The sequence below is a fragment of the Xanthomonas sp. CFBP 8443 genome (assembly GCF_025666195.1).
GTDB lineage: Bacteria > Pseudomonadota > Gammaproteobacteria > Xanthomonadales > Xanthomonadaceae > Xanthomonas_A.
Genome location: NZ_CP102592.1, coordinates 1712306 through 1730572, shown reverse-complemented (window position 1 = coordinate 1730572; position 18267 = coordinate 1712306). Strand labels below are relative to the sequence as shown.

The 18267-nt window shown below is 70.7% G+C and carries 13 protein-coding genes; 11 read left to right on the top strand and 2 right to left on the bottom strand.

Annotated features, from left to right (window positions below):
* Positions 1-206: 206 nt before the first annotated feature.
* Positions 207-1307, top strand: coding sequence for a Glu/Leu/Phe/Val dehydrogenase dimerization domain-containing protein (locus NUG20_RS07435; protein ID WP_263397730.1), 1101 nt, complete (start codon positions 207-209; stop codon positions 1305-1307).
* Positions 1308-1549: 242 nt separating this feature from the next.
* Here NUG20_RS07435 and NUG20_RS07430 read toward each other — a convergent pair whose 3' ends face one another.
* On the bottom strand, positions 1550-4396 hold the full coding sequence (locus tag NUG20_RS07430; protein WP_263398412.1) for an autotransporter serine protease: 2847 nt from the start codon (positions 4394-4396) through the stop codon (positions 1550-1552).
* A gap of 188 nt (positions 4397-4584) precedes the next feature.
* On the opposite strand from NUG20_RS07430, the gene NUG20_RS07425 reads away from it, so the two are divergent.
* From NUG20_RS07425 to NUG20_RS07400, 6 genes are all read left to right on the top strand, one after another.
* Complete coding sequence (locus NUG20_RS07425) at positions 4585-5760, top strand: thiolase family protein (RefSeq protein ID WP_263397729.1); 1176 nt, start codon at positions 4585-4587, stop codon at positions 5758-5760.
* A 123-nt stretch (positions 5761-5883) separates the two neighbouring features.
* Positions 5884-6225, top strand: a complete 342-nt coding sequence (locus NUG20_RS07420) for a hypothetical protein (protein ID WP_263397728.1) — start codon at positions 5884-5886, stop codon at positions 6223-6225.
* 441 nt (positions 6226-6666) lie between these two features.
* Positions 6667-7026, top strand: a complete 360-nt coding sequence (locus NUG20_RS07415) for a hypothetical protein (protein ID WP_263397727.1) — start codon at positions 6667-6669, stop codon at positions 7024-7026.
* A 667-nt stretch (positions 7027-7693) separates the two neighbouring features.
* Positions 7694-9403, top strand: coding sequence for a diguanylate cyclase (locus NUG20_RS07410; protein ID WP_263397726.1), 1710 nt, complete (start codon positions 7694-7696; stop codon positions 9401-9403).
* Between the two features lie 105 nt (positions 9404-9508).
* Positions 9509-10051 (top strand): bactofilin family protein, encoded by a 543-nt coding sequence (locus NUG20_RS07405; protein ID WP_263397725.1) that lies wholly within the window; start codon positions 9509-9511, stop codon positions 10049-10051.
* Positions 10048-10416 (top strand): hypothetical protein, encoded by a 369-nt coding sequence (locus tag NUG20_RS07400; RefSeq protein WP_003479271.1) that lies wholly within the window; start codon positions 10048-10050, stop codon positions 10414-10416. Before NUG20_RS07405 ends, NUG20_RS07400 begins: the two co-directional genes overlap by 4 nt.
* Positions 10417-10668: 252 nt before the next feature.
* Here the strand turns inward: NUG20_RS07400 and NUG20_RS07395 are convergent, their stop codons facing one another.
* Positions 10669-12309, bottom strand: coding sequence for an acyl-CoA dehydrogenase family protein (locus NUG20_RS07395; RefSeq protein WP_263397724.1), 1641 nt, complete (start codon positions 12307-12309; stop codon positions 10669-10671).
* Positions 12310-12420: 111 nt separating this feature from the next.
* Between NUG20_RS07395 and NUG20_RS07390 the strand changes: the two genes are divergently transcribed.
* From NUG20_RS07390 to pdeM, 4 genes are read left to right on the top strand one after another with little or no spacing between them, the layout of a single operon-like run.
* Positions 12421-13425 (top strand): ligase-associated DNA damage response exonuclease, encoded by a 1005-nt coding sequence (locus NUG20_RS07390; RefSeq protein WP_263397723.1) that lies wholly within the window; start codon positions 12421-12423, stop codon positions 13423-13425.
* The gene (locus NUG20_RS07385; RefSeq protein WP_263397722.1) at positions 13422-15014 is read left to right on the top strand and encodes an ATP-dependent DNA ligase; all 1593 of its coding nucleotides are present in this window, start codon (positions 13422-13424) and stop codon (positions 15012-15014) included. The genes NUG20_RS07390 and NUG20_RS07385 overlap by 4 nt, the downstream gene beginning before the upstream one ends.
* Positions 15011-17554, top strand: coding sequence for a ligase-associated DNA damage response DEXH box helicase (locus tag NUG20_RS07380; protein WP_263397721.1), 2544 nt, complete (start codon positions 15011-15013; stop codon positions 17552-17554). Before NUG20_RS07385 ends, NUG20_RS07380 begins: the two co-directional genes overlap by 4 nt.
* On the top strand, positions 17544-18194 hold the full coding sequence (gene pdeM, locus NUG20_RS07375) for a ligase-associated DNA damage response endonuclease PdeM (protein ID WP_263397720.1): 651 nt from the start codon (positions 17544-17546) through the stop codon (positions 18192-18194). The genes NUG20_RS07380 and pdeM overlap by 11 nt, the downstream gene beginning before the upstream one ends.
* Positions 18195-18267 lie beyond the last annotated feature (73 nt).

The following is an 18267-nucleotide window of genomic DNA, read 5'->3' as shown; positions in this document are numbered from 1 at the left end:
CGCAGATCGCGCCGAGATGCTTGTGCGGCAAGGGTCGGCGCCGACCCCTGGAGCGCTGCACGGCATACGGGCAATTGCTTTAAAATGCGCCCATCGCGACGATCAGGACCCGTTCCGGAACCCGTCGCGTTTTTCGTTTTACGCACCTCACTAGGACGTTCCTGGAACCAAGGTGTCCTACACCTGCAACGCCAGCGGAGCCCCCCATGCTTTTCGAAACGCTAGCCACCACCGGCCACGAACAGGTCGTCTTCTGCCACAACCGCGACGTGGGCCTGCAGGCGATCATCGCCATCCACAACACCGTGCTCGGCCCCGCATTGGGCGGCGTGCGCATGCGCCCCTACCCCAACACCGAGGCCGCGCTGCACGACGCGCTGCGGCTCAGCCGCACGATGACCTACAAGAACGCGCTGGCCGGGCTCAACATTGGCGGCGGCAAGGCGGTGATCATCGGCGACCCGAAGGCCGACAAGTCCGAAGCGCTGTTCCGCGCGTTCGGCCGCTACGTGGATTCGCTGGGTGGGCGCTACATCACCGCCGAGGACGTGGGCACCGACGTCAACGACATGGAGCAGATCTACCTGGAGACCGAGTACGTCACCGGCGTGCACCAGGTACACGGCGGGTCCGGCGACCCGGCGCCGTTCACCGCCTATGGCGCACTGCAGGCGCTGATGGCCTCGCTGCAGCGCAAGCTCGGCCACGAGGAGATCGGCAAGGCCAGCATCGCCGTGCAGGGCCTGGGCCACATCGGCATGGAACTGGTGAAGCTGCTGAAGGAACGCGGCGCCAAGCTGTACGTCACCGACCTGGACCAGGCGCTGGTCGAGCGCGCGGTCGCCGAGTACGGCGCCGAGGCGGTCAAACCGGACGAGATCTACGACGTGGCCGCCGACGTGCTGGCGCCGTGCGCGCTGGAAAGCGCGATCGACGAAGCGACGCTGCCGCGGCTGAAGGCGAAGATCATCTGCGGCACCGCCAACAACCAGTTGGCCAACGCCGCGATCGGCGAGGAACTGCATCGGCGCGGCATCCTCTACGCGCCGGACTACGCGGTCAACGCCGGCGGCGTCATGAACGTGTCGCTGGAGATCGACGGCTACAACCGCGAACGCGCGATGCGCCTGATCCGCAGCCTGTACCACAACCTCGGCAAGATCTTCGACCTGTCCGAGCGCGACAACATCCCGCCGCAACAGGCCGCCGACCGCATCGCCGAAGCGCGCATGCACGCGATCGGCAAGCTCAAGCTGCCGCTGGGCCGCACCGCCCCGCGCTCGATGGGACATCTGCGCGGCGAGTAGGCGCCGCCACGCACGGGCGATCCGCGGCGACGCGCGTTGAGCAGCACCTCCCCGACGCCCAGCGCGTCGGGACTGAAGTCCCTCCCACAAAGGCCGACGAGCTATCCGAAGGCTACTGTAGGAGCGACTTCAGTCGCGACGAGCGAAGCGGTGAGCTTTCCGGCTTCGCAAGCTGCCGGGGCCGAAGCCCCTCTTACAAACCGAGTCCACGCGACCAACACCGCATCCGCACGACGGCCGCATCAGAACCCCAACCGGTAACGCAGCGACAGCGCATGATCGTCGCCGCGCGGGCCGAAGCGCTGGTCGTAGCCGATGCCCAACGCGCTGCTGTTCCAGCGCCGGTCCAGGCTCACCCCGAACAGCCCGCCCGAGCGGGCCGGCTGCAGGTCGAGCAGCGGCGCCCATGCGTCCACGCCGACGAAACTGGCCTGGCGCTGCAATCCTTGCGCGGCCAGGGTCTGCTGCCATTCGCCGTAGCCCTGCAGCGACCAGCCGCGCCAGCCGTAACCGGCGCGCAGGCCGGCCAGCGCCTGGCTGCGCGAAGAGGACGCGGCCGCGGCCATCAACCCGAAGCCGTCGCCGCCCTGCTCGCGGAAGCCGTCGCTGTCGATGCGGCTGTAGTCGGCGCCGGCGTACGGGGTCAGCCACGCCTTGCCGCGTCCGATGCGATAGCCGATCTCGACGCTGCCGGACAGGAAGCGCCCGTCGTAGCGGCTGGACGCCGCGGCAACGGTCTCGCCGAGCAGCAGGCTGCGGTCGAGCTGGCGCCGGTACTGCCCGGTCCCCAACTGCGCCAGCGCATAGGCATTGCCGCCGACCGCGCCGAGATAGGCCTGGCCTTGCACCTGCCGATCGCGGCTGTGGCCCAGACCGCCGTCGTCGCCCCCGTCGGCGCGGGTCTCGCCGAAGGCGAAACCGGCCACCGCATGCTCGCCCAAGCGCAGGTCCTGGCCCATCATCCAACCGTCGAGCTGGAACTGGCTGCCGGCGAAGCTGCCCTGCCCGGTGTCGCCCAGCCGCTGGCTCCACGCACCGATCGCCCGCGGCTGCGCGATCAGGCTGTCGAAGCGACCGGACAGCGCGCGCCGCTGCAGGTCGATGGTGTCGAAGGTCATCGCCGTGGCGGCCGCATGCGCTTCGCCGGACAGGCTGCGCAGCGTCGCCGCCGCCACCGCCGCGCTCGGCGACTGCTGCACCGCGCCGGCCGCCTTCAGCAGCGACGCATCGACCGTCGCCGGATCGCGGCCGAGCTGTGCGTCCAGCTGCGCGAACGCCGCATCCACGCGCGTGGCGGAGGCGAGCGCGGCGGCAGTGATGCTGCCGAAGCTCGCCGCGGTGGCGGTGACGCTGAGCGCTTGCACGGTGATCGACGCGCTGGAACTGTCGTAGCTGAGCGAGGAGGTCAGGAACACGTTCGGCGGCGTGGTGACCGACCCGAACGTGCCGCTCAGCCCACCCGTGGTCTCCAGCACCTTGTACGCGGTGTTGTTGACCACGTAGTCACGCTTGCCGAGCACGTACAGCGAGCCGCCCTGCAGCGTCGCGGTGCCGGTCACCGAGAGCTTGTCGCCGACCAGCAAGGCCAGCCGGCCGTTGCTCTCCTGCACGTAATTGCCGCTCAGGCTGAGCGCCGCGGCACCGACCTGGAAGGTGCCGGAATTGCTGACGTTGCCGCGCAGCGGCCCGGTGCCGATGAACGTGGCGCCGTTGCTGATGGCGAGGCTGGAGCCGCCCAGGCTGGCCGCGCTGAGCGTGCCGGCCTGTACCTGGGTCGCGCCGCTGTAGCTGTTCTGGGTGCCGCTCAGGGTCAGGGTGCCGCTGCCCTGCTTGATCAGGCCGCCGCTGCCGGCGATGTCGTTGGCCCAGATCGAGCTGCCGCTGAAGGACACGCTGACGTCGCCCCAGTCGAACCGGGCCGGCCCGCGCACCGCCTTGCCGACATTGAGCAGGCCGTAGCCGAAGGTGGCGTCCACGCCGGGCGTACCCAGGTCGGTGGCGGTGCCGAGCAGCGTCTGCCGCAGCAGATCGTTGCTGAAGTAGGGAAACGCCTGCCAGACCAGCGCGGCCGCACCGGAAACCAGCGGCGCGGCGAACGAGGTGCCGCTGCCGTAGTAGTAGCCCGGATTGGCGCTGGCGGTAGTCGCCTTGGGATCGACGAACACTTCCGTGCCCGGGGCCACCAGGCAGTAGCGCATGGCCGCGCCGCAGGCGTTGGAATAGGGCTCCAGGGTGCTGCCGGTACTCGAATCCACCGCGGCCACCACCAGCCAACCGCGCTCCAGGTCCGCCGCCGGATGGCTGCCGCCGGGGCCGAGCTGGCTGGGCAGCGAGGCGATGTCCGACGGCGTGGACTTGGATTCGTTGCCGGCCGCGAACACCACCAGCCCGCCGTTGTTCAGCACGAACGGGCGGTATTCGGCGGCGATCGCGTTGGTCGCGCCCGGATCGGTCCAGTAGATGCCGCCCCATGAATTGTTCATCACCTTGACCCCGGCATTGATCAGGTCCTGGTGGATGCTGGCCAAACCCAGCGCGCCGCTGGTCTGGTTGCCCTCGCCGCTGCCGTCGTCGTCGGGCGAGGTGTCGTTGATGATGCGCGCCGACACGATCTGCGCACCGGGCGCGATGCCGCCCGGCCACGCGCCCACCGCCTTGCCCGCGGCCAGCTGCGCGACCGTGGTGCCGTGGCCGTCGACATCGTCGACGTTGACGTTGTTCTTGGCCGGATCGACGTAGATCAGGTTGGACACCACGCGCCCGGCCAGCGCCGGGTGGTCGCGGTTCACGCCGGTGTCGACCACGCCGATGCGGTAGCCGCTGCCGTCGTAACCGGCGTTGCGCGCAGCGAGCGTGTTGGTCAGCGCCAGGTGCGCGTCGAACGCCGGCTGCGGCGGTGGCGGCGAGGTCGGCGGCGAGGTGGGTGGGGATGTCGGCGGCGGCGGCGGCGGTGGGGAGCTCGGCGGCGGCGACGTCGGCGGCGGATCGCTGCGGGTCAGCCCGCCACCGCCGCCACCGCCCCCGCAAGCGGTCAACGCCATCGCCAGTGCGGTCGCCAGCAGCGACCGGGCCATCACCTTCCGCATGATCTCTCTCCAGATATGCACGCCGGCCACTGCGGCCGGCAACGCCCCATTAGCGGCCGCAAATGGACCGCCCTGAAGCGTCTCGAATCTACACCGGAAATCCGCGCCTGCGGCGATCGCCGCGCCGCGCGCGATTGGCAGACGCCGCGCCGAGGCAGATAATCGGGAACTCATCTTCGTAAGGGTTTGCCATGACCGAGATCGTCATCGCCGCGGCCAAGCGCACCGCCATCGGCGCGTTCCTGGGCCAGTTCAACGGCGTGCCCACGCCCGAGCTCGGCGCCGCCGCGATCCGTGCCGCGCTGGAACAGTCCGGCATCCCCGCCGCCGACGTGTCGGAAGTGATCATGGGCTGCGTGCTGCCGGCCAACCTCGGCCAGGCGCCGGCGCGCCAGGCCGCGCGCGCGGCCGGCGTGCCCGACGCCACCGGCGCCACCACCATCAACAAGGTCTGCGGCTCGGGCATGAAGGCGATCATGCTCGGCCACGACCTGATCAAGGCCGGCTCGGCCAGCATCGTCGTCGCCGGCGGCATGGAATCGATGAGCAACGCCCCGCACCTACTGCCGAACTCGCGCACCGGCAACCGCTACGGCAACTTCCAGGCGGTCGACCACATGGCCTGGGACGGCCTGACCAATCCCGACGACGGCCAGGCCATGGGCGTGTTCGGCGAGGCCACCGCGGAGAAGTTCGGCTTCAGCCGCCAGGACCAGGACGCCTACGCGATCGAATCGGTGACCCGCGCGCAGGCCGCGCAGCGCAATGGCGCCTTCGATGCGGAGATCGTTCCGGTCCGCGTCGCCACGCGCAAGGGCGAAGCGGTGTTCGCCAGCGACGAGCAGCCGGGCAAGTCCGACGTCGCCAAGATCCCCACGCTGAAGCCGGCGTTCAAGAAGGACGGCACGGTCACCGCCGCCAGTTCCTCCAGCATCTCCGACGGCGCCGCCGCCACGGTGCTGCTCAGCGCCGACGACGCCGCCCGCCGCGGCATCGCGCCGCTGGCGCGGATCGTCGGCCATGCGACCTTCTCGCAGGCGCCGGAATGGTTCACCACCGCCCCGGTCGGCGCGATCAGGAAGCTGCTCGATCAGGTCGGCTGGAGCCTGGACCAGGTCGACCTGTTCGAGATCAACGAAGCGTTCGCGGTGGTGCCGATGGTGCCGATCAAGGAATTGGGACTGGATCACGCCAAGGTCAACGTCAACGGCGGCGCGTGCGCGCTCGGCCATCCGATCGGCGCATCCGGCGCACGGCTGGTGGTGACATTGCTAAACGCGTTGCGCACGCGCGGCGGACGCCGCGGAATCGCGACCCTGTGCATTGGCGGCGGCGAGGCGACAGCGGTCGCCATCGAATTGATTTAATTGGGATTAACCCTTAAAACACAAAAATGAATGCGCGTGCGCTTGACAGCCGACTTTGGCTTGTCATCATGTTGAGGGCGCGCAATAGCGCGTTGCCTAACTAAACGACGAGGATAGACACACATGAGCATCAACAAGCTGCTGATCGCAATGGCCCTGGGCCTGGCCCTGGCCGCATGCTCGAAGCAGGAGCAGGCGCAGGACGCCGCTGCTTCGGCTAACGAAGCCGCCACCGACGCGCAGGCTGCTGCCGACCAGGCTTCGGCCGCCGGTGCCGCCACCGCCGATTCCGCCCAGGCTGCTGCCGACACCGCCGCCACCGCCGCCAACACCGCTGCCGACGCTTCGCAGGCCGCCGCTGCTGCCCCGACCGATGCCGCTGCCGACAAGGCTGCTGACACCGCCAAGGCTGCTGACGACACCGCCGGCCAGGCCAAGGACGCTGCCGAAGAAGCCAAGAAGTAATCACTTCTCGCTTCAGGCAAGTCTTGAAGAAGCCGCTGGTTCGCCAGCGGCTTTTTCTTTGCCCGTAAATCGCGCCAGCGAGCCGCGAACAGCCGCGCTGCGCGCACTCCGGCCGGCCTTCACCCTCGGCCCATGGCCGGCGCGATGCCGGTCGCGCTCGGCGCGGACCCGCCCGGTACCGGTCTGCACACGCTGATCGCGCACTTTCAGACCCTGCTCGATTCGCGGCGCGCATGCCGACGCCCCAGTAGCCAACGCCTGTTGTGTTTAAGAGCACGATCGCTTGCGCCAACGCTGGCCTGCGGAGGTCGGACCTGCCGCATCGGCGCCCGGAACGCGCCAGCTTCCTGAACGCGAGCCGTTGCCGCTCGCCGGCATTGACGCCGGCTGCATGCGCAGCCACCTAGGCTGCGCCGCATCACCCAGTAACGGAGTACGCGCATGAACAAGACCCCGATCATCGCAATGGCCCTGTTGTCCGCGCTGGCCCTGGCCGCCTGCCAGGGCCCGGAATCGCAGCAGGCGCAGCGCGACGCCAAGGTCGCCGCCGAGCAGACCGGCGAAGCGGCCAAGGAAGCTGCCGACCAGGCCGCGCAGACCGGCCGCGAAGTCGCCGCCGACGCCCGCGACGCCGCACACCGCGCCGCCAACTCCGAAGCCGTGCAGGACGCCTCGGCCGCCGCCAAGGAAGCCGCTGCCGACGCCAGCGAGGCCACCGCCAGCGCCGCGCAGAAGCTCGCCGACAAGGCGCGAGAAAATGCCAACCAGGATGCGCACAACGACAACCCCGAGAAGCACTGACCGGCACCGCTGGCCGATCGCCCGCCGCATCGCGCACCTCGCGGATGCGGCGGGAGCCGTGGCGCACCGTCACGGCCTCTCCCTGCAGGGCGCGCCAGCTCACCGTCGGCGTTGCCGCTGCGGGACCCCGACTTCACTGCACCGCGGCGAATGAGCCGGTGGACCCGTCGGCTTCGACCACCATCGTGGCCGAACACCTCCTCCCCCAGTGCACCTAGCAGACTCGTCGCAAGAGCACCTCCCTTGTAGGAGCGGCTTCAGCCGCGACGAGCGAAGCGACAAGCCTTCCGGCTCCGATGACAGTCGGGGCTGAAGTCCCTCATACAGCGCACCCAACTGGATGGCCGCAAGTCCCTTGTAGGGGCGGCTTCAGCCGCGACGAGCGGAGCGCACCTGACGGAATCGAACAGATCGGGCGGGAAGCCTCCACAAGCACCCCTCGCCGCAAGCCACCGTGGGAGCGACTTCAGTCGCGACTAGCGGAGCGATGACCTAGCGGCATCGGGCACCGTCCAACCCGAAGCCCTCTCCAGCACACCCAGCAAACGCACTCCGCAAGTCCCCAGCAGAAACGGTTTCAACCGCGACCATCACGCCACGACGTGACCTACGGCTCCCTTTCGGTCCGCGAACGCCTGCCCGCGACCAGGCTGGTTACAATCCGCGGATGTCGACGTTCCACCGGGTGCGGATCAGAACCCGCCTAGCGCTGCTGTTCTCCGCCCTGGTCTTCGTGTCGATCGGTTTCGGCGTGTTCACCGGCGCGCAACGTTCGATCTCCGATGCGGCGCGCGTGGCGCATACCCACCAGGTCCTGCGCAGCATCGACGAGGTGCAGTCGACCTTGCTGCAGGCCGAAACCGCGGTGCGCGGCTTCGAGTTGACCGACAACCAGGCCTACCTGAGCAACTATCGCGACAGCGCCGAACGCGTGCCGCGGCACCTGGCGCAGCTGCATGCGCTGGTCGCCGACAACCCGGTGCAGCTGGCGAACCTGCGCATCCTGCAGCGGCTGGTGCAGGCGCGGCTGGCGCAGATGCAGCAGATGCTCGACGTCTACCAGCACGATGGATTGGATGCGTTGCAGCGCGCGATGGCGCCGAACGTGTTCAAGGACTCCAGCACGATCCGCGATCACGTGCAGCAGATGACCGAACTGGAGCAACGGTTGCTGCAGAGCCGCGACCGTTCCAACCAGCGCAGTTCCGACCTGCTGCTGGCCCTGGCCTTGGCCGGCATCCCGTTCGGCCTGGGCAGCGTGGGCGTGGTCTATGCGTTGCTGTTCCGCGAACTGCGCAATCGCGCCACCGCCGAGCAGGCCGCCTCGGTCGCCAACGAACGACTCGGCGCCAGCATCGAGGAACTGCAGCGCACCAGCGCCGATCTCAACGCGCTCAGCCGCTACACCGGCCTGCTGCAGAGCTGCATGGACCCCAAGGAAGCGCTGACCGTGACCGCGCGCATGCTCGCCGCGCTGATGCCCGACGCCGGCGGCAGCGTGTATCTGCTGCGCGCGTCGCGGGATCGCGCCGAAGCCATCGTCGCCTGGGGCGAGGCACCAGTGCGCAGCGAGCCGGCGGTGGCGCCGGAGGAGTGCTGGGCGCTGCGCCGCGACAAGGCGCATTTCGTGCACGCGCTGCGCCACGATTCGGCGTGCGCGCATCTGCTCGACGATCCGCAGGCGGTCGGCGCCAGCAGCGCCTGCATTCCGCTGTCGGCGCAGGGCACGCAACTGGGCTTCGTGTTCCTGGCCGGTCCCGGCCCTGGACCGCTGCCGCGCATCGCCATCGCCGAGGCCGCGGCCGAGCAGCTGTCGTTGGCGCTGAGCAACCTGCGCCTGCGCGAATCGCTGCGCCTGCAGTCGATCCGCGACCCGCTCACCGGCCTGTTCAACCGCCGCTACCTGGAGGAGTCGCTGAACCACGAGCTGGCGCGCTGCGCACGCCGTTCGATGCCGCTGTCGCTGCTGATGCTGGACGTAGACCACTTCAAGCACTTCAACGACCTGCATGGCCACGGCGGCGGCGACAGCCTGCTGGCCGCGGTCGGGCAGATGCTCACCTCGCGGCTGCGCGGCGAGGACATCGCCTGCCGCTACGGCGGCGAGGAATTCACCGTAATCCTGCCGGAAACCGGCCCGGAGGCGGCGCTGGCGATCGCCGAGCAGATCCGCAGCGCCGCACAGCAGATGGGCAGCACGCTGGACGGCAAGGCGCTGCCGGGGGTGACGGTCTCGATCGGGCTGGCCAGCTATTCGCGCGACGGCGTGGTCGCCACCACCCTGCTGCGCAAGGCCGATGCGGCGCTGTACCGGGCCAAGCGCAGCGGCCGCAATCAGGTACAGCAGTTCGATCCGGCGCTGGATGGGATGGGCTGAACCCGGCGGCCGCGGCACGGCAAGCGCACTTTAGAGATGATTGTCACAAAATATACGCAGTAGAGCGGCGATAGTCCGGGTTCCCCCGACTGGAGACGTCTGCGCATGTCCATCTGGAAAGATCAGGGTACCCCGCGCAAGGATGGCCCGCCGCTGCCTGGCACGCCTGCCGCCACCGCCACGCCCGAGCCGCGCCCAGCGGTCGATCCGGTGGTTGGCGAATCCGCCGTCGCGGTCGCCGCGGCCGCGCCCATTCCCACGCGCGCCGCTGCGCCGGCGGCGAAGGAGTCGCTGATCGCCGCCGACATCACCATCGAAGGCAAGATCGAAGGCACCGGCCATATCCGCATCGCCGGCAAGTTCAAGGGCGACGTCAACGTGCAGGGCGACCTGACCATCGAGACCGGCGCCAAGCTCAGCGGCGGCGTGCGCGCCAACAAGGTGACCATCGCCGGCGAACTGGAAGGCAACATCGAATCGGCGGCGCAGGTGGACCTGCTGGCGTCCGGCGCGCTGATCGGCGACGTCAAGGCCGGCTCGCTGACCGTGGCCGCCGGTTCGCGGATGCGCGGCCAGGCCGACTTCGGCTGGGAAGACGACAAGGGCCGCAAGAGCGGCAAGCCGACGGAGTCAGACGCCGGCGCATGAGCACGCCGCGTCCCGGCACCCCGGGGGCGACCCGGACCTGCCCGCACTGCAAGGCGACGATCCTGGAAAGCGCCAGCGTCTGCCCGGCCTGCAAGCACCACCTGCGCTTCGACTCGGCGGTGCTGCAGCAATCGGCACCGACTGCCACGGTGCCGCTGCGCGTGCAGGGCACCATCCAGCATCCCGCCGACGGCACCGCGTGGGAGTACACGGTGGTGGTGACGATCCGCAACGGCCGCGGCGAGGAGATCAAGCGCCAACTGGTCGGCGTCGGCGCGATGCTGGACGGCGAAGAGCGCAGCTTCACCCTGTCGGTGGAAGCGACCCAGGCCAAGGGGGGAGGCAAGCGCGGGACGCGGCATTGAGGCTGAGGCGCGGGACTCGGGACTCGGGACTCGGGAACAGCGCAGCCCCTCTCCCATCGGGAGAGGGGTTGGGGTGAGGGTACGGCGCGAAGCGTCTCGTGGAGTTTGAGTGCACGAGGCTGCGCTCGCACCATCATCCGCCCCTGCGGGGCACCTTCCCCGAAAAGGGGGCCATGGTCCCAAGGGGAGAAGGAACAGCACTAGCCCCTCTCCCACCGGGAGAGGGGTTGGGCTGAGGGTACGGCCGCACGGTCACGGCAACGCACGCGCCAGCAACACCTCCACCGGCACATCCGCCTCCAAGGTACCGAACGCCAATCCATGCGCGCCGGCCAGGCGGCTGTGGACGAACGCGTCGGCGGCCGGGCTCGCGCTGCGCAACAGCAGCGCGGCCTGCAGTGTCAGCGCGATGCGTTCGGTGACGCGCCGTGCGGCGTATTCGCCCACGTCGCCGGTGCCGGCCAGCGACGTGCGCAGCGCGTCCAGCGCCTTGTCGTAGTCCGCGCTTACGCCCGTCGCAGTTTCCAACTCGGCCAGCAGCGCCGCCGCGCTGCGCGGCTCGCGCGCCAGTGCGCGCAGCACGTCCAGGCACTGGATATTGCCGCTGCCTTCCCAGATCGAATTCAGCGGCGCCTGCCGGTACAGCCGCGGCAGGATCGATTCCTCCACATAACCGGCGCCGCCCAGGCATTCCTGCGCTTCGTTGACGAAGGCCGGAGCGCGCTTGCACAGCCAGTACTTGCCCAGCGCGGTGGCGATGCGCGCGAACGCCGCCTCGGCCGGGTCGCGCTCGGCCGCATCGACCGCGCGCGCCACGCGCAGCGCGAACGCGGTGGCGGCCTCGGATTCGATCGCCAGGTCGGCGAGCACGTTGCGCATCAGCGGCTGCTCGACCAGGCGCTTGCCGAACGCGATGCGATGCCGCGCGTGATGCAGCGCCTGCGCCAACGCCATGCGCATCTGCGCGGCGGCCGCGAGCATGCAGTCCAGCCGGGTCAGCATCACCATGCCGATGATGCGCGCCACGCCGCGCCCTTCCTCGCCGATGCGCTGCGCCCAGGCGCCGGCGAACTCCACCTCGCTGGAGGCGTTCGACCAGTCGCCGAGCTTGTCCTTCAGCCGCACCAAGCGCAGCGCATTGAGCTGCCCGTCGGGCAGGCGCCGCGGCAGCAGGAAGCAGCTCAGCCCGCCCGGGGCCTGCGCCAGCACCAGGAAGCCGTCGGACATCGGCGCGGAGAAGAACCACTTGTGCCCGACCAGCGCGTACTCGCCGTCGCGGCCCAGCGGCGTGGCGACGGTGGCGTTGCTGCGCACGTCCGAGCCGCCCTGCTTCTCGGTCATGCCCATGCCCAGGGTGATGCCGGCCTTGTCGGCGATCGGCACGTCGCGCGGGTCGTAATGCGGCGCGGCGGCCTTGTCGGCCCACTCGCGCAGCGCCGGTTCCTGGCGCAGCACCGCGACCGCGGCGTGGGTCATCGTCAACGGGCAACTGGTGCCGGCCTCGGCTTGGTGATGCAGATAGCTCAGCGCCGCGCGCGCCACGTGCGCGCCCGGCTGCGGCGTATGCCAGGACAGGCCGGCCACGCCGTGTGCCTTCGCTGCATCCAGCAACTGATGGTAGGCCGGATGGAATTCGACCGTGTCGATGCGCCGGCCGTAGCGGTCGTGCGTGCGCAGCCGCGGGCGGTCGCGGTTGGCGTCGAAGCCGAGCCGGTACAGCGTATCGCCAGCCAGCGCGCCGTACTGCGCCAGGTGCGCGGCGAACGCGTCGTCGCCTTCGCGCGCGACCGCGGCGCGCAGCACCGCATCGTCGCTCCACAGGTCGCGCGGCTCGAACGGCGGCGGCTGGTTGTCGACCACGTGCGTGGCGAATGCGGGCAGTTCCCGTTGCATGCATCTCCCTCCCAGAAGCGCGTCCCGCATTGTGGCCGATGCATCCCCGCGCCGTGAACCGCCGGGCTGGATTCTCATCTCCTGCACACCGCCTTGGACACAGTGGCGGCCATGCCCAAACCCGCTTCCCAGGACCTGGTGGTACTGCGCCCGGAAGGGCTGTACTGCCCCGCTGGCGACTTCCATATCGACCCCTGGCGCCCGGTGCCGCGCGCGGTCATCACCCATGGCCACGGCGACCACGCGCGCGCCGGCATGGGCGAATACCACTGCGCCGCCGCCAGCCTGCCGATCCTGCGCTGGCGCCTCGGCGAGCAGGCGTACCGCGCGTACGACTACGGCACGCGCTTCACGCTGGGCGCAGCGACGGTGTCGCTGCATCCGGCCGGCCACGTGCTCGGCTCGGCGCAGGTGCGCATCGAAGTGGATGGCGAGGTGTGGGTGGCCTCGGGCGACTACAAGCGCCAGCCCGACCCGACCTGCGCCGCGTTCGAGGTGGTGCGCTGCGACACCTTCATCACCGAGGCCACCTTCGGCCTGCCGGTGTATCGCTGGCCGGACACCGCCGCGGTGGCACGCGAAATCGTCGCCTGGCGCCGCGAGTGCGCCGCGCGCGGCGAGGCCGCGGTGCTGTTCTGCTACGCGCTGGGCAAGGCGCAGCGGGTGCTGGCCGAGCTGCAGCCGTGGGACGACCAGCCGGCGCTGCTGCATGGCGCGGTCGCCGCCGGGGTGGCGGTGTATCGCCAGGCGGGGGTGGCGATGCTGGATACGCAACCGGTCGCCGAGATGGACAAGCGCGCCGACTACGCCGGGCAACTGGTGCTGGCGCCGCCGTCGGCCGCAGGCAGCCCGTGGCTGCGCCGCTTCCGCCATGCGCAGCTCGGCTTCGCCTCGGGCTGGATGCGCCTGCGCGGCAACCGCCGCCGGCGCAACTACGATCGCGGCTTCGTGGTGTCCGATCATGCGGACTGGCCCGACCTGCTGCGCACCATCGAAGAAACCGGCGCGCGGCGGGTCATCGCCACGCACGGCAATACCGATGCGATCATCCGCGCCCTGAACGAACGCGGCGTCGCCGCCGAGGCGTTCCGCACCGACTACGGTGCCGAGGAATGAAGCGCTTCGCCGCGCTGTACCGGCAACTGGACCAGAGCACCGCGACGCTGGACAAGCGCGCCGCGCTGGTCACGTATTTCGAGCAGGCGCCGCCGGCCGATGCGGCCTGGGCGATCTGGCTGCTGAGCGGCGGCAAACTGCGGCGCATCGCCAACACCCGCGAACTGCGCGAGTGGATCGCGCAGGAAAGCGGCCTGCCCGGCTGGCTGGTCGACGACAGCTACGACCACGTCGGCGATCTCGCCGAAACCCTGACCCTGTTGCTCGACGATCCGGCCGAAGCCTCGGATCCGGCGCCGCTGCGCGACTGGATCGAAGAGCGCCTGCTGCCGGTGGCCGCGCAGGACGCGGCCGCGCGCCACGCCGCGGTGCTCGCCGGTTGGCGCAGCCTGGATTTCGACGAGCGCCTGCTGTTCAACAAGCTGCTGACCGGCGCGCTGCGCGTGGGCGTGTCGCAGCGGCTGGTGCAGCAGGCGCTGGCGGCGATGTCGGGCATCGACATCGCGCGCATCGCCCAGCGCATGCTCGGCGCGTGGTCGCCGACCCCGACCGCACTGGAAGACCTGCTCTCGCACGAGGTGCTGGCCAGCGACCGCCAGCAGCCCTACCCGTTCTTCCTGGCCTCGCCGCTGGAAAACGAGGCCGCCACGCTCGGCGCGATCGACGATTGGCAACTGGAATGGAAATGGGACGGCATCCGCCTGCAGCTGATCCGCCGCGCTGGCGAAGTGGCGCTGTGGTCGCGCGGCGAGGAACGCCTGGATGGCCGCTTCCCCGAGATCGAAACGGCGGCGGCGACGCTGCCGCGCGATGCGGTGATCGACGGCGAACTGCTCGGCTGGCGCGACGGCGACGCCGCGCCGCTGCCGTTCACCGCACTGCAGACCCGCATCCAGCGGCGCAAGCCCGGCGCCAAGACGCTGGCCGATACGCCGGCGCGGGTGCTCGCCTACGACCTGCTGGAACTGGACGGCATCGACCTGCGCGAACAGCCGCTGGCGCAGCGCCGCGCGCAACTGCAGGCCCTGCTCGACGCGCATGCCGATCCGCACATCGTGCTGTCGCCGCAGGTGCAGGCCGCGAGTTGGGAGGCGGCGGCGACGCTGCGCGAGCAGGCGCGCGAACGCGGCGTGGAAGGGCTGATGCTCAAGCGCGCCTCCTCGCCCTATCAGTCGGGGCGCCGCCGCGGCGACTGGTGGAAGTGGAAGATCGAACCGCTGACCATCGACGCGGTGCTGCTGTACGCGCAGGCCGGCCACGGCCGCCGCAGCACGCTGTACACCGACTACACCTTCGGACTGTGGGACGGCGAGCAGCTGGTGCCGGTGGCCAAGGCGTATTCGGGCCTGGACGACAGCGAGATCCTGGCCCTGGACCGCTGGATCCGCGCGCACACCACCGAGCGCTTCGGCCCGGTGCGCGCGGTGACGCCGTATCACGTGTTCGAACTCGGCTTCGAAGCGGTGAACAAGAGCAGCCGGCACAAGTCCGGCATCGCAGTGCGCTTCCCGCGCATCCTGCGCTGGCGCCACGACAAGCCGTTCGCCGAGGCCGACCGGCTGGCCACGCTGCAGGCGCTGGCGCGATGACGCCGCCGCAGGCGCGCAAGCGCCCGGCCGATGCGCCGCTGTACGCGTGGTTCGCCGCACAGGGCTGGCAACCGCTGCCGTTCCAGCGCGAACTCTGGCGGCACTATCTGGATGGCGGCTCGGGCCTGCTGCATACGCCCACCGGCAGCGGCAAGACCCTGGCCGCGTTCGGCGGTCCGCTGCTGGAAGGCCTGCGCGAACAGGCCGCGCGGCAGGCGGCAGCGCGCAAGGCGCCGCGTCGCGGCAAGAGCGCTGTCAGCTCAAGCAGGTCGACAGCGGCCACCCGGACGCGCCGCCAAGCGCAGCGCGACCTGAAAGTGCTGTGGATCACCCCGCTGCGCGCGCTCGCCGCCGACACCTTGCGCGCGTTACGCGAGCCGGCGCAGGAGCTGGGCCTGGACTGGCAGATCGGCCTGCGCACCGGCGACGCCAGCGCGCGCGACAAGCGCCTGGCGCGCAGCGGCAAGCTCGACGTGCTGGTGACCACGCCCGAATCGCTGGCGCTGCTGCTGTCCTATCCGGACACCGCGCCGCAGCTGGCCACGCTGCGCTGCGTGATCGTCGACGAATGGCACGAACTGCTCGGCAACAAGCGCGGCGTGCTGCTGCAGCTGTGCCTGGCGCGGCTGCGCGCCTGGGCGCCGGCGCTGCGCACCTGGGGCCTGTCGGCCACGCTCGGCAACCTGGACGAAGCGCGCGACGTGCTGCTGCCGCACGTGCCGGATGCGCCGATCGTGGCCGGGGTCAAGCCGCGCACGCTGACCCTGGAAACGCTGGCCCCGGCCAGCGGCGAGCGCTTCCCGTGGGCCGGCCATCTGGGCCTGGCGCAGTTGTCGCGGGTGCTGGAAAAACTGTTCGCGGTGCGCACCAGCCTGCTGTTCACCAACACCCGCGCGCAGGCAGAACTGTGGCACCAGGCGCTGGACTCGGTGTGGCCGGAGGACACGCACACGCTGGCCCTGCACCACGGCTCGCTGGACCCGGCGCTGCGCAGCGCCGCCGAGCAGGGCCTGCGCGACGGCAGCCTGCGCTGCGTGGTCGCCACTTCCAGCCTGGACCTGGGCGTGGACTTCCCGGCGGTCGACCAGGTGCTGCAGATCGGCAGCCCGAAAGGCGTGGCGCGGCTGCTGCAGCGCGCCGGCCGCGCCAAGCATCGCCCCGGCGAGGCCGGCCACGTGCTGTGCGTGCCCACGCACGCGCTGGAGCTGGTCGAGTACGCCGCCGCGCGCCGCGCCATCGCCCACGGCCGCATCGAATCGCGTCCCTCCCCGCGGCTGTCGCTGGACGTGCTGGCGCAGCATTGCGTGAGCTGCGCGCTGGGCGGCGGCTTCCGCGCCGATGCACTGTTCGACGAAGTCCGCGGCACCGCCGCGTTCGCCGCGCTCGATGCGCCCACCTGGAACGCGGTGCTGGACTTCGTCGTGCAGGGCGGCCGCGCGCTGGCGCAGTACCCGGACTACCGCAAGGTGGTGCGTGACGACGACGGCGTGTACCGCGTGCACGACCGCCGCATCGCGCTGCGCCACCGCCTGTCGATCGGCACCATCACCAGCGACGGCAGCGTCGCGGTGCGCTTCCTGCGCGGCGGCCGGCTCGGCGCGGTGGAGGAGCAGTTCGTCGGTCGCCTGCGCCGCGGCGACCGTTTCCAGTTCGCCGGCCGCCTGCTGGAGCTGGTGCGGCTGGAAGACATGACCGCCTACGTGCGCCTGGCCAAGGGCGGCGACGGCAGCGTGCCGAAATGGATGGGCGGGCGCATGCCGCTGTCCTCGGCGCTGGCGCACGAAGTGGAAGCGGTCTTCGCCGAGCCGCGCGGTGAGGAGGAACTGCGCGCGTTGGCGCCGTTGCTCGGCCTGCAGCGCGCGTTGTCGGCGCTGCCGTCGCCGCAGCGGCTGCTGGTGGAAAGCGTGCGCGCCCGCGACGGCCGTCACGTGTTCGTGTATCCGTTCGCCGGGCGCCAGGTGCACGAAGGCCTGGCCGCGCTGCTGGCGCTGCGCTGGGGCCGGCATCAACGCAACACCTTCAGCTTCGCCGCCAACGACTATGGGTTGGTGCTGTCGCCGGCGCAGGAAGTGGCGATCGATGAAGACCTGCTGCGCGCCTTGCTCAGCCCCGAGCATCTGTTCGAGGACCTGCGCGAGAGCCTCAACCTGGGTGAACTGGCGCGGCGCCAGTTCCGCGAGATCGCGCGCGTGTCCGGCCTGCTGCCGCCCAGCCTGCCCGGCGGCACGCCACGCAGCCTGCGCCAGCTGCAGGCCTCCAGCGGGTTGCTGTACGACGTGCTGAGCCGCTTCGATCCCGAACACCTGTTGCTGGCGCAGGCCGAGCGCGAAGTGCTGCAGGGCGAGATGGAGCTGACCCGGCTCGCCGCCACGCTGCACGACTGCGCCGCGCGCGAACTGGCCCTGCGCACGCCGCGCAGCCTGACCCCGCTGTCGTTCCCGCTGTGGGCCGAGAGCATCCGCGGGCAGCTCAGCACCGAGGACTGGAAGGCGCGGGTGATGCGCGCCGCCGCGCAGCTGGAACGACGCCATGCGCGCTGAGCTGGCCTGGACCCTGGCCGGCGAGCGGATGGCGCTGCTCGGCGAACGCGCGCTGTACTGGCCGGCGCGCCGGCGGCTGCTGATCGCCGACCTGCACCTGGGCAAGGCCGACGTGTTCCGCCGCGCCGGCATCGGCCTGCCCAGCGGCGGCACCGCGCTGGACCTGCAACGCCTCGCCGCGCTGGTGCAGGCGCAGGCCGCGCAGGAACTATGGATCCTCGGCGACGTACTGCACGGCGCCGCGCCCGCGGCCGCCTGGCAACGGGATTGGCACGCCTGGCGCGATGCGCATCCGCAGCTGCGCGTGGCCGCGATCGCCGGCAACCACGACCGCGCGCTGGCCGGCGCGGGGCTGGACATCGCGCTGCTCGGCGAACAGGTGGAGGACGGCCCGTTCGCGCTGCGCCACGATCCGGTGCCGCACGCGCAGCTACACGTGCTGTGCGGGCACCTGCATCCGCTGGCGAAGCTGCCGGGGCTGCGCCCGCGCTGGCCGGCGTTCTGGCTGCGCGAACGGATGACGGTGCTGCCGGCGTTCTCGCACTTCACCGCCGGCGTGGCGCCGGTGCTGGATGCGGGCGAACGCCTGGTCGCCTGCGTCGAAGGCGCGGCGCTGGCGTTGCCGGCGGCGATGGAATAACGCGCGGCCCTGGAGACTCAGATCGCCCGCTGTGGGAGGACTTCAGTCCCGACGTTTATCGATAACGCGTCGG